We start from the raw sequence: 12,898 nt of genomic DNA, 5'->3' as shown, positions 1-12,898 counted from the left end.
TGACATCAATTGTCGTCAGAGCCAGATGACAGAAGCTTCATCACGGCGTTGGCCAAATGCGTTTTAATCCCTGAACTTATCGGAAGATTCCTGCTCTCATGCCGGTAGCCATTGGTCGTGGCGGCCTGATAAGCTCGCGGCTTTACTCGATTGCCCTTTCGGCGCATGAACAAGGAAATAGCATGAAACAGCATCGGTTGGCGGCGGCGGTTGCCCTGGTTAGCCTGGTACTCGCGGGTTGTGATTCGCAGACCAGCGTAGAGCTGAAAACCCCGGCGCAAAAAGCTTCCTACGGTATCGGCCTGAACATGGGCAAGAGCCTTGCTCAGGAAGGCATGGATGATCTGGACTCCAAAGCGGTAGCCCAGGGCATCGAAGATGCCGTCGGCAAGAAAGAACAGAAGCTGAAAGATGAAGAACTGGTCGAAGCTTTCGCCGCGCTGCAAAAGCGTGCCGAAGAGCGTATGGCCAAGATGAGCGAAGAGTCGGCAGCCGCCGGCAAGAAATTCCTCGAAGAAAACGGCAAGAAGGCTGGCGTGACCACCACCGCTTCCGGCTTGCAGTACGAAGTGGTCAAGAAAGCCGACGGTCCACAGCCCAAGCCTACCGATGTCGTGACCGTTCACTACACCGGCAAGCTGACCAATGGCACCGTTTTCGACAGCTCCGTAGAGCGCGGCAGCCCGATCGATCTGCCGGTCAGCGGTGTGATTCCGGGTTGGGTCGAAGGCCTGCAACTGATGCACGTTGGCGAGAAGTACAAGCTGTACATCCCTAGCGACCTGGCTTACGGCGCACAATCGCCAAGCCCGGCAATCCCGGCCAACTCGGTTCTGGTCTTCGACCTGGAACTGCTGGGTATCAAGGATCCAGCCAAAGAAGACGCCGCTGCCGCCAAGCAATAAGCATCGGCACCGGTTTCAACAACAACGCCTCGCTTATGCGGGGCGTTGTTGCATCTGGACGATGGTCGGCGTAAACAGACCGAACCGATGCCGGTCATGGCAGTCCTAGACTTTAAGGTTGTTCGCGCTAGACGCCCGGAGCCGCCAAGTCAATGAAATATTGGGATTTTTTATGTGAGTAAAAAACGCCCGATTTAAGCGCAGCCCTTATGAAACGGGGCTCTCAGCGCTGAAATGCAGCTCTGTTCACAAGGTTATCCACAATTTGTGTGGATAACATTTCAACGGGAGAAATAAATGAAAGCGCCGTGGAATTTCGCCCGATTCCTGCCTTTGGCCGGACGCTTGCTGGCTCGAGGCCGCTTGCCGACCTTGTTGTTCGCCGTGGCCAGCAAAGGCGCTGCCCAAGGCAATCGCCTCGGCAAACTGAAGGACGATCTGCGTCTATTGCAGTCGTTGTGTCTGGCGTACTGGCGCGGCGAGTACCGCGCGATCAGCGCCAAGGCGATCGTTTCGGTAGTGGCCGGCCTGATGTACTTCCTCAGCCCGGTGGATGCGATCCCGGATTTCATTCCCATGTTCGGCATGCTCGATGACATCGCCGTCCTCGCCTGGCTGATGAAAACCCTCGACGATGAACTGAACGCCTTCCGCCTGTGGCGTCAGCGCCAGGCGCCGGAAAAGCTCAGAGTGGTCGAGCGTCTGCCCGATACGCCCGAGCAACTTCAGCTTCAGGGGCCGAAAAAGTCCTGAATCGCGACAGCCTCGTACAGAGATAGATACCCCCCACGACCTTGGCCGCTGTTAGGATTACACTTCTAGGGAAAAGTGCCGACTCGCTAAGTGTTGTTGTCCTACGGGGTAGTCATGGATATTCAGATAATTGCACGCGATGGCGAGCCCGAATATGCGGTTCTGCCATGGGCTCAGTATCAGGCTCTACTGAAAGCAGCAGGCATCAATGAAGCACCGTCGCAACCGGCTCCAGCGCCGCTTGCGGCAACCCCGGACCCGATTCTTCCAGGTCTGGATCAGTTACGCAGTTTGCGCGAAGGGAAGGGCATCGCCATCGAGGCGCTGGCCCGCACGGTAGGCATCAGCCCGTCTTACCTGGCCATGATTGAAAGTGGCGAGCGTCTGCCCGACGCCGCGATTCGCCGCAGCCTGGCCTGGGAGTTGACGGTGCCAGGGTGGAGGGAACAATCGTGAGCGTACGCATCAGTCGTCAACATTGGGACGGATTGCTGGGGGAACTGGATCAGGCGCGCAGGCAGCGCCATCTTTTGACTTATCGAGCCTTGCTTGAACGTCTGCAACTGCCCACGCCGGCCATGCAGACATTGACTGCAGCACTGGAGCATCTCGCCGCACTGGACGCGAAAGCCGAACAACCGTTGCGCAGCTCGCTGGTGATCAGCCAGGGTGCAAGTCGCCTGCCACGCACCGGTTTCTTTGAGTGTGTCGAGCGTCTGGGACGTTTTTCCGGGCCGTCCGATGGTGTTGCCGCTGCCTCCTGGCATGCCTCGGAAGTGGTGCGGGTCTTTGAGTACGAGTACCCGGAATCGGCGGAGGCCTGAGTGTTTTTACGACTCAAGGCGCGGGCCAGTTACTGGCTGGCCCGTAGGCTGTTTCACTGGTCGTGGTTTGTCCGTCAGCCCCGGGGCTGGCGCTGGCTTGAAGGGCAGTTTGCGCGCATGGCCAATCTGGGCGATGTCGGCGCGCAAAGCTTTTACGGGCACATCCTGACGTTTCGCGGGGTTGGCCTGGGCGCACGTGAGGAAGGTGTTCGGTTGCTGCGACTGGCGGCGCTGGCCGGGGATGGCAAGGCGGCGTATCAAGTCGGTGTCATCAGTCTTGCAGGTACGCCGAGCAAAGCGCCGGATCCTTCGGAAGCCGCTCGCTGGTGGACCATGGCCGCCAGGGCCGGGCATCCGTTGGCGGAGCTCAAGTTGAAAGAGCTGGCCGGTCGAGACGCCTCTCAATAAGCAAATCATCTGTTCCGTGAACGGGGCGTGAGGGAAACCTCCCGCCCCGTTTTTGCGTCTGCAATTCGATAAAAATCAGTTACAGACTTCTCCTACATCCTCTGCCTACTCGCCTGACTTCTTTTCTGATTGATCCCCCGCAAAGTCCCTCGCCTGATTTTTGCGCGAGGGAACGCATATGTTCGACCCGGTTTTTCGTTTCGCCATGCGCATGGGAATGCGCTGATGGATGCCGTCACCCGCATCGAGCAAGAACTCGACAGCTTTCCCCGCACCCTCGATCTCTATCGCGAACAGCTGAAGCACTGGCTCAGTCGCTCGGCAGACGGCGTCAGTCATGCGGCCGATCTGCCTTCGCTGATGGGGATGGAGCGGATCATCCGTTTCGGCGAGCACAGCACGGCAGTCGCGATTGACGACAACCGCTTCTTTTCTGCGGTCGTGCAATGCCCGAAATCCGGGCCGATGGAGATCGAAAGCAAGTTCGAGTCGGCCTACGACATTCCGTTGGGTGACATCGTTGTCGATGTGGTGGCGGTGGAGGGCGGCGCAGTCAAGTCGGTCACCCTCGATGCTCAGGGCAAGGGGGTGTTCACCGGTGAGGCGGGCAAGTTTTATCGGGTAGTGGTGCACGGCGAGGCCAGCGAGCAGCAGATTGATGCGCTTTTCGAATCCTACGATGGCCTGACTCGGCAGCTGGATGGCTGGCTGCGCAGCGAGTGGCAGAGATTCAAGCCGCAATGGTCGCAGTCGGTGGCCACAGCAGCCGGGAACGGCATGCTGGCCGGGAGCTGGGCGGCGATCGAGGGAGTGTGGGACAGCATCGGGTTGTTGTCGGAGATTCTCAAGAATCCGCTCGAGTTTGGTGGTCGTCTGGGAGACAGCGCGACAGCGTTGGCCGAGTTCGCGGTGTCGATGCCCGAAAAGATGGAGCAGCTCCAACTGCTCGTCAGTGACGAGGCGGCGCTGTGCCTGTTGCTGCGTACCGCCAGCCTCTGGCTGGAGATGCTGCCACCCAGTGAAGTCGCCGGAAAAACCGCCGAGGCCGTTTCGATGGTAGTGGTGCAACTGCTGATCGATGTGTTGATCGGCGTTGTGCTGACCTTTGTTGGCGCCGGGGCGGGGATTGCGTATCTGACCTTGCGTCTGGCGGAGCGTGGCGCTCAGTTGCTGTCGGCGGTGACGCGCCTGGTGAAGGCGATGTTCGGCATTGTCAGCACCTTCATCGGCTACGTGAACCAATACAAGTCCGTCGCCGCTCGGGGCATCGCCGCCGGGGTGAAAAAGGGCCGCATGCAATTGCGCTGGGATGCCCGGCGTAATGCTTCCCTGAAAAAAGACGAGCACCACGACGACACGCCAGATCAGGCGAAGAACCCCAACGGTGACAGTGCCGATTGTGCGCCGCGAACCTGCACCAACGGCTGCCCGGTGTCGATGGTCACCGGCGAAGAGCTGCTAACGCTGACTGACGGTGTGCTCGATGGGTTGTTGCCATTTGAGTTCAGCCGGTTGTACCGCACCAGTGCGGCCGAGATCGATGTTGGGTTGGGGTTTGGCTGGAGTCACTCGCTGACGCATCGGCTGGAGGTCGATGGCGCTTCGGTGGTCTGGGTTGACCATGAGAACCGGCGCACGCGGTTTCCGTTGCCGAGCGTCGAGCGGCCGGAAATCCACAACAGCTTGTCGCGGGCGGCGATCTTTCTGGGAGATGAGCCGGAGGAGTTGATCGTTGCGCTGGCGGGGGACGGGGCGCGGTTTTATCACTTTCGGGTTGGGCGTCTGACGGCTGTCAGCGATGCGTATGGCAATCGTCTGACGGTGCATCGGGATCTTTCCGACCGGATTCAGCGGCTGGATAACGGCGCTGGCCGGTCCTTGTTGCTGCGCTACGAGCGGGCGCATCTGGTCGCGGTCGATTATCAGGTTTTTCGGGAGTCGACCTGGCGCACCGAGCAGACCCTCGCCCGTTATCGGTACGACGCCCGTCATCGATTGATCGAGGCGACCAACGCGGTCGGCGAAAGCGAGCGTTACGACTACGACGACCAGCACGTCATCCTGCAACGGCAGCTGGCCGGTGGCGCGAGCTTTTTCTGGGAGTGGGAGCGTGCCGGCAAGGCAGCACGTTGCGTGCGGCACTGGGCCTCGTTTTCGCAGATGGACACGCGTTACGTCTGGGATGACGCCGGCCGTGTCACGGTGCATTACGTCGATGGCACTGAGGAAACTTACGTCCACGACGACACCGCGCGGCTGGTGCGTCAGGTCGCGGCGGACGGTGGCGAACAGCTCAAGGCTTATGACGCGCAGGGTCGGCTGGTCGCCGAGCAGGATGCGCTGGGGGCGGTTACCGAGTACCGCTACGACGATGCCGGACGGCTGATCGCGCTGATTCCGCCGGACGATGCGCCGACGTCCTACGAATACCGCAACGGTTTCCTGCACAGTCGTTCACGTGGCGATGCGGTGTGGACGTACCGGCGTAATGCCCAGGGTGATATCACCGAGGCGGTCGATCCGGATGGCCACGTCACCCATTACCACTACGACGCGCAGGGGCGGTTGCTGTCGGTCCGTTATCCGGACAGTGGTCGGCATGTGTTCATGTGGAATGACCTGGGCCAGTTGGTCGAGGAGAGCTTGCCGGACGGTGGGGTTCGCAAGTTTTCCTACGATGCCTTGGGGCGGCGGACGACGGTTCAGGACGAACATGGCGCGGTCACCCGTCACGCGTGGGACGCCGTTGGCCGGCTGATCCAGACGACGTTGCCTAATGGTGCCACCCGCGCCTGGTCCTACAGCGCCTACGGCCAGATCACCGCCGAACGCGATGAACTGGGGCGCATCACCCGCTACGAATATGACGATGACCTGCATTTGGTCAGCCGGCGGATCAACCCCGACGGCACGCGACTGCAATACCGCTACGACCATGCGCAGCTGTTGCTGACGGAAATCGAGAACGAGTCGGGCGAAAAATATCGGCTGGACTACACGCCGACCGGACTGATCCGACAGGAAACCGGTTTTGATGGGCGGCGCACGGCGTATGCCTACGACCGCAACGGCCACCTGCTGGAAAAGACCGAATTCGGCGACGACGGCACCACGCTGGTCACCGCTTACCAACGTGATGCTGCTGGGCGTCTGCTGCTCAAGACCCTGCCGGACGGGGTCGAGGTCAGCTACCGCTATGACCGTTTAGGCCGTTTGGTCGGCGTGGATGACGGCCAGGATCACCCGCTGGCTTTCGAATACGACCTGCAGGACCGGCTGGTGCGCGAGCATCAGGGCTGGGGCACGTTGCGTTACACCTACGACGCCTGCGGCCAGCTGACTCGCATGCGTCTGCCGGACAACAGCAAGCTCGATTATCACTATGCCAAGGGCGGTGCGCTGACCGCGATCGACCTCAATGGCGCCTTGCTGACCCGCCATGTCTACCAGAACGGTCGTGAACAGCAGCGCCAGCAAGGCCTGCTGCTCAGCGAATATGCCTACGACGAACAGGGCCGCTTGAAGTCCCACGCCGTAGGCCATCAACGCAGTGCGCTGTACCGCCGCGACTTTGCCTACAGCGCCAAGGGCAACCTCGAACACATCGCCGACACCCGCCACGGCCAGCGCAGCTACACCTACGACGCCCTCGACCGGCTGATCCGCGTACGCCACACCCGCGACGACCTGCCGGAAAACTTCGCTCACGACCCGGCCGGCAACCTGCTGATGCAGGACCGTCCGGGCCTGACACAGATCAAAGGCAATCGCCTGTTGATGCAGGGCGACCGCCATTACGACTACGACGCCTTCGGCAACCTGATCCGCGAACGCCGCGGCCGCGCGCAGATACTGATCACCGAATACCGCTACGACAGCCAGCACCGCCTGATCGGCCTGACCCGCCCGGATGGCAAAACCGCGACCTACCAATACGACGCCTTCGGCCGGCGCATCCGCAAAACCGTCAACGGCCAGACCACCGAGTTCTTCTGGCAAGGCGACCACCTGATCGCCGAAAGCAGCCCGACCCAACACCGCAGCTTCATCTACGAACCCGGCACCTTCCGCCCGCTGGCGCTGCTCGACGGCAAAGGCCCGAAACGCGCCTGCCCGTTCTACTACCAACTCGACCACCTCGGCACCCCGCAGGAGTTGACCGACTACAGCGGCGACATCGTCTGGTCCGCCAAATACAGCGCCTACGGCAAGGTCACCTCGCTGGAACTGGCGACCGAGGACTACCTGAACCAGCCGCTGCGGTTTCAGGGGCAGTACTTCGATGACGAAAGCGGGCTGCATTACAACCGGCACCGGTATTACGACCCGGACGTGGGCCGGTACCTGACGCCGGATCCGGTGAAGCTGGCGGGTGGGTTGAATCAGTACCAGTACGTGCCGAATCCGACGGGGTGGGTGGATCCGTTGGGGTTGACGTCCAATTGTCCGCCGCCGAACAAGCCGGGATGTCCCGTTCCAGATGGGGTGAGTGGTTCGGTTGTTGATGAGGGGGAGCCAGCGCTACCGAAGATGACTGCGCAGGAGCGGAGGGCGAGAATTGATGAGTTAGCAGAAAATATTGCATTAAAAGAGTTGAAACAAATGGAGAGCGCTAACAAAAAATCTCACTTTTTACAAAAACATGGCGCCCAAACCACTCTTGCTTCGCAGCAAGAACGTCTGCTATATGCTAAAAACCCTACTACGGGTAAAGTTGAGATGAAATTAAATAAAAAAACTAAGCTTATGGAGCCAAGCATTCCGCGAGCTGCAACTAAATTTATGAGTCATAGGGATCAATTGAATGCAATTAATCGTGCTAAATTAATTTTCCGACGGACTGGGAGTCTATCGCTCTCATCGCTCCCAGTGGAAATGGGAAGAAAGGTAGGGGAGGGGTATAGGGGGAAACAAGTGGAATATATAGAGCCAACAAGAACTGTTGTTATACTCGATAGTCATGGTGAGGCTATAACAGCTTATGTGGATTGATATCAAATGAAACCTAATCCAAAACTTTCAATTTTGCCTGGCTTTCTATTTGTTTTTGACATTGACTATCCTCATGAAGGGGCCGTTGAAGAACTGATATGTCTGGCTGATGTAAATGACTCTTCTGATTTGATTAGGGTTTTTGATGCTGTTCTGAAACCGGAATTTGTTGGGTACTCTGAATCGGATAGGTGTTGGATAATTGATACGATTTCCTATTATTTGGAAAGGGGAGAAACATTTGTTGAGGTTTTGGAAAAGAGGAGTTTTTTATTTTCTGACGAGATAGTCGATGGGCGTGGCTTTATGCGCGTGTTGCTAGAATGTCTTTCCTTATATCAGGCTGAGATAGGTAAAGTTAAAAATTTCTAGAATTACATTCTAGGCTTGAGGTTTTTATATGTTTTGGGTTTTTGGTAGAATGGTTGTTTTATTTGGTTTTTATAATGATGGTGAAAATTTTTGGAGCTAATTTATTTAACCAAAGTTAGTTCGCCACGTTTCCGATCGTGGTGAAGTGATGTTGAAAGATCCATATTTAAATGAAAAGTTTGAACCGGATTTGATGTGGTTTATAGGCGTTTTCGACGTTTATGATCGGGAGGAAACTCGAGGTGCGGAACTCGAGGTTTACAATCCTAATGATTCCGCTGATAGAGAGCTTCTTATCAGGAAGTATTGTCTTAATCTGCCATACCTTTCCTATAGGCATAAGCTAGTGCTAGTTGAAAGTTTGGAGTTGCTGCTCTTGGAGCAAAATTATGACTTTCAAGAGCTATTCGAGGTCGATGAATACGAAGCAGCAAGTTGGCCGCGGGGAGAATGGTACTCTCTAGAAGATCCACGCGGCTTCTTCCAGGATATCTATAAGTTTGCGAAGGAAGCTTGGAGGGAGGATCTTGCGAAAGCCGCTGGAGAGGATCGGTCAACATGGTAGTTATCGAGCCTTTAAATCAGCGATGACCTGAAACGAGCGCCTCGTTAAAAGGTAGCGCACGTATGCTATCGATAACATGCACGCTATACCCCGGAACATTCTTCGCATGATGCTTCGCCTGCGAAGCCATCTCTGCCAACTGACTCGCATCCAGTTGTGCACACGCTTCAGGATGCAAATGCACCACGCCAATGGACAGTGACAGCAACGGAAACTCCTGTCGTATACCCTGGCGGTTAGGCGCAACAAAACACCCAGCCTCAAGGTGTTCGGGACGATAAAACCGTCGGCATTGGCTCTGGAAATCATCCAGCAACTGGTTAAGTCGTTTGCGCCAATCCTCCGGGCCGAGCACCAACAGAAAATCGTCCCCTCCAATATGCCCGACAAAGTCGCGAGACGGGTCGACGCGTTCGTTGAGGCATTGCGCCAGACACAGCAGCACCTCATCCCCACGTCCATACCCGTAGATATCGTTAAAGGGTTTGAAACTGTCGATGTCGACATAGCAAATGACCGACTCGCGCCCCTGCTGCAGCAACCTCGTCAAACATTGCTGAATCGGCACATTACCCGGCAGCAAGGTCAGCGGATTGGCATAGCGGGCCTGCTGGATTTTCAGTTCGGTGATCAGTTTGAGCACGTCAATCACCCGGCCCAGGCCCAGGTAGCTGCCGTTGAGGGTGATGATGAAATCCTCTTCGATGCGTTGGCGGGCGCGGCTGGTGATCAGGCGGCTGACCTGTTGCAGCGACTGGCTCATTTCCACGGCGAGGAAGTCGTCGTTCATCAGGCGGCTGATCGGTTTGCGGGCGAACAGGTCGGTGGCAAAGGGTTTGAGCAGCGCATCGGACAACGAGTGACGATGAACGATGCCGCACGGTTGGCCCTGTTCATCGAGCACCGCCAGCGAGTTGAGGTTGGCCTGGCGGCGGAAAGCCTCCAGTACGGTGGCGGTCGGTGTGTCGCGATTCACGGCGGGTTGATCGTTGAGCAGGGCGCTGAGGTCGCTGCCTTCGTCATTCAACGCCACGGCGCTGCTGTCGTGCTTGGGCATCAAGGCGCGGGCATCGCGCGGCGGGTGTTCCTGAGGGCGCCCGAGCAGGTAGCCCTGTACCAGATCCACACCCATTTCGGTCAGCACCGCCAGTTCTTCCGGCAACTCGATGCCTTCGGCGATTACCTGGGCCCGCGAGGCCTTGGCGATTTGCAGGATCGATCCGACAAACTCGCGTTTCAATGCATCCTGATGAATGCCGTCGATGAAGTGCCGGTCGATCTTCACGTAATCCGGCCGCAACTCCGACCACAGACGCAGGCTCGAATAACCGGCGCCAAGATCATCGAGGGCAATCGAAAACCCCATCGCCCGATAGTGATGCAGTGCGGTCTGCAGCAACTGGAAATCATCGATCGGCGTCTGTTCGGTAAGTTCGATGACCACCTGGCTCGGCGGGATGCCAAAGTCCTGCAGCAATTGCAGCGTACGCCCCGGTTGGTGCGCCGCTTCGAGCAGGGATTCCGGAGAGACATTGAGAAACAGCTTGCCTGGTAATTGCTGTTCGTTGAAACGACGACAGGCACTTTGGCGGCAGGCGATTTCCAGTTCACTCAAACGTCCGGCCTGGCGGGCCACGGCGAACAGGGCGATGGGGGAGTGCAGCGGGCTGTTGGACGGGCCGCGGGTCAGGGCTTCGTAGCCGAGAATGCGCCGTTCGGAGAGGCAAATGATCGGCTGGAACAGGCTGTGTAAACCGCTTTGAGTCAGGATCGAGCTCAAGGCACTCAGCTGTTCGGTCGTGGTCATGGCAATCTCTGGCGATAAAAAAAGGACTGGGAGCGTTCTCGATGAAGAGAACCGCTCCCAGTCCTTTATTGCACGACAGAATGATGACTGTTTGATGACGATCCGGGGATCGTCAGCATTAAATTGCCATCACCTTACTTCTTTGCGACCTGGTTGCTCAGCTTCAGGTAATCCAGCAACACGCGCCCGGTCTCGCTCAGGTAGGCGTCGTCTTCCGGTTTGACCTTGTCCGGCTCGGCGGCCGCCAGGGCGTCATCGTCTTCTTTCTTCAGCTCTTTGAGCGGTTCTTCGCCTTTGGCCTTGCGACGGATGTTCTCCATCGCCAGTTGCTTGGCGTCGATGTCGGCGTGCTGGGCACGGCGTTCGGCTTCATTGAGGCTGACGGTTTTTTCTTCCAGCAGCTTCTGCGCCAGGGCCAGCTTGTCACGGATGAACACAAACTCCGCGTCCTTGGCGGAACGGCTGTCATGCTCGGATTTCAGCTGGGCCAGGTACGGCTTGAACGGATCGCTCGCCGGTTTGATCGCTGCGCGGATGGTGTCCCACGGCATGGCTTCCGGCAGGGCGCTTTCGCCGATTTCCTTGGTGTCGATGATCGACGGGTAATCGATGTCCGGCAGTACGCCCTGATGCTGGGTGCTCTGGCCGGAAACCCGGTAGAACTTGGCCAGGGTGAGTTTCAGTTCGCCGTGGTTCAGCGGCTGGATGGTCTGCACGGTGCCTTTGCCGAAGGTCTGGCCACCGATGATCAGCGCACGGTGATAGTCCTGCATGGCGCCGGCGAAGATCTCCGAAGCCGAGGCGGACAGACGGTTGACCAGCAGCGCCATCGGGCCTTTGTAGAACGCGCCCGGGTTTTCATCTTCAAGCACATCGACCCGGCCATCGGCGTTACGCACGAGCACGGTAGGGCCTTTGTCGATGAACAGGCTGGTCAGCTCGGTGGCTTCCTGCAGGGAGCCGCCGCCGTTGTTGCGCAGGTCGATCACCACGCCGTCGACTTTCTCTTTCTGCAGTTCGGTCAGCAGCTTCTTGACGTCGCGCGTGGTGCTCTTGTAGTCCGGATCGCCGGCACGGAAGGCCTTGAAGTCGAGGTAGAACGCCGGAATCTCGATCACGCCGAGCTTGTAGTCCTTGCCGTCCTGTTTCAGGTTCAGCACGGACTTCTTCACGGCCTGGTCTTCTAGCTTCACCGCTTCACGGGTGATCGGCACGATCTTGCTGGTCTGGTCGTTCGGCGCATTGCTGGCCGGGATGACTTCCAGACGCACCACGGTGCCTTTCGGGCCACGGATCAGTTTGACCACTTCGTCCAGACGCCAGCCAACCACGTCGACCATCTCTTTGTTGCCCTGGGCAACGCCGATGATCTTGTCGGCCGGAGCAACCTGCTTGGTCTTGTCGGCCGGGCCTGCCGGTACCAGACGCACGACTTTCACCTGGTCGTTGTCGCTCTGCAACACGGCGCCGATGCCCTCGAGGGACAGGCTCATGTTGATGTCGAAGTTCTCCGCGTTATCCGGCGACAGATAGTTGGTGTGCGGATCGTAAGACATGGCGAAGGTGTTGATGTACGCCTGGAAGATGTCTTCGGCGCGGGTCTGGTCCAGACGCGCCAGTTGATTCTTATAGCGCTTGGTCAGGGTTTCCTGGATCTGCTTCGGCTCTTTGCCGGCGATCTTCTGCCGCAGCACTTCGTCCTTGACGCGTTTGCGCCACAGGTCATCGAGTTCGGCGGTGGACTTGAGCCACGGAGCGTCCTTGCGATCGATCAGCAAGGTTTCCCTGGTGGTGAAGTCCATCTTGTCGACGCCTTTGTTCAGCTCGGCAAGGGCGAAGTCCAGACGCGCCTTCACGCGGTCCAGGTAGCGCTTGTAGATGGTGAACCCGGCGTTGAGGTCGCCGCTCTTGAGGAAGTCGTCGAATTGGGTCTTCCACTTGTCGAATTCGGCGATGTCGCTGGCCATGAAATAGCTGCGCGACGGGTCGAGCAGCTTGATGTAGCTGTCGTAGATGATCACCGAGCGCGCATCGTCGAGCGGCGGCTTGCTGTAGTGATGACGCTTGAGCAACTCGACGACGTTCAGACTGGCGATCACTTCGTCGCGATCAGGCTGTAACTTGTCCCAGCTGTTGGCTGCGAATGTGGTGCCCGACACCGGCAACAGACCGATACCGATGAAAAGAGCGAGGGCGGTGCTGGGGAGCAGATGCTTCATGCTGATTCGACGCGGGGACAATTGATAACGCATATTAGGCCGTCTTTGAAGTC

The 12,898-nt window shown here is 58.0% G+C and carries 10 protein-coding genes; 8 read left to right on the top strand and 2 right to left on the bottom strand.

Annotation, left to right across the window (positions count from 1 at the left end):
• The first annotated feature begins 182 nt into the window (after positions 1–182).
• The 8 genes from BMZ46_RS11170 (at position 183) to BMZ46_RS11135 (ending at position 8,819) form a co-directional block, all read left to right on the top strand.
• Positions 183–905 carry a BamJ family beta-barrel-assembly machinery protein gene (locus tag BMZ46_RS11170; RefSeq protein WP_039769851.1) on the top strand — a complete coding sequence of 241 codons (723 nt, stop codon included), beginning with the start codon at positions 183–185 and terminating at the stop codon, positions 903–905.
• A 297-nt stretch (positions 906–1,202) separates the two neighbouring features.
• A complete protein-coding gene (locus BMZ46_RS11165; RefSeq protein WP_074687585.1) occupies positions 1,203–1,658 on the top strand; it encodes a YkvA family protein in 456 nt (151 codons plus the stop codon).
• A gap of 114 nt (positions 1,659–1,772) precedes the next feature.
• Entirely contained in the window at positions 1,773–2,114 is a 342-nt protein-coding gene (locus BMZ46_RS11160) for a helix-turn-helix domain-containing protein (RefSeq protein ID WP_007950435.1), read from the top strand.
• Positions 2,111–2,482, top strand: coding sequence for a hypothetical protein (locus tag BMZ46_RS11155; protein WP_003223109.1), 372 nt, complete (start codon positions 2,111–2,113; stop codon positions 2,480–2,482). Before BMZ46_RS11160 ends, BMZ46_RS11155 begins: the two co-directional genes overlap by 4 nt.
• Entirely contained in the window at positions 2,483–2,890 is a 408-nt protein-coding gene (locus BMZ46_RS11150) for an SEL1-like repeat protein (protein WP_039769853.1), read from the top strand.
• 225 nt (positions 2,891–3,115) lie between these two features.
• Positions 3,116–7,882: an RHS repeat-associated core domain-containing protein gene (locus tag BMZ46_RS29800; RefSeq protein ID WP_092163866.1), complete on the top strand. Its 4,767-nt coding sequence runs from the start codon at positions 3,116–3,118 to the stop codon at positions 7,880–7,882.
• A 6-nt stretch (positions 7,883–7,888) separates the two neighbouring features.
• A complete protein-coding gene (locus BMZ46_RS11140) occupies positions 7,889–8,254 on the top strand; it encodes a hypothetical protein (RefSeq protein ID WP_074687587.1) in 366 nt (121 codons plus the stop codon).
• A 148-nt stretch (positions 8,255–8,402) separates the two neighbouring features.
• Entirely contained in the window at positions 8,403–8,819 is a 417-nt protein-coding gene (locus BMZ46_RS11135) for a hypothetical protein (protein ID WP_074687588.1), read from the top strand.
• Positions 8,820–8,835: 16 nt separating this feature from the next.
• On the opposite strand, the gene BMZ46_RS11130 is transcribed toward BMZ46_RS11135, so the two are convergent.
• Positions 8,836–10,626, bottom strand: coding sequence for a bifunctional diguanylate cyclase/phosphodiesterase (locus BMZ46_RS11130; RefSeq protein WP_064378697.1), 1,791 nt, complete (start codon positions 10,624–10,626; stop codon positions 8,836–8,838).
• A 134-nt stretch (positions 10,627–10,760) separates the two neighbouring features.
• Positions 10,761–12,845: a carboxy terminal-processing peptidase gene (locus BMZ46_RS11125; protein ID WP_166742345.1), complete on the bottom strand. Its 2,085-nt coding sequence runs from the start codon at positions 12,843–12,845 to the stop codon at positions 10,761–10,763.
• Between the last annotated feature and the right edge of the window lie 53 nt (positions 12,846–12,898).

The sequence above is a fragment of the Pseudomonas sp. NFIX49 genome, from assembly GCF_900115915.1.
In the GTDB taxonomy this organism is placed as follows: Bacteria; Pseudomonadota; Gammaproteobacteria; order Pseudomonadales; family Pseudomonadaceae; genus Aquipseudomonas; species Aquipseudomonas pharyngis.
Note: the sequence above shows the minus strand (reverse complement) of the source record. Positions and strands in the feature narration are given on the sequence as shown.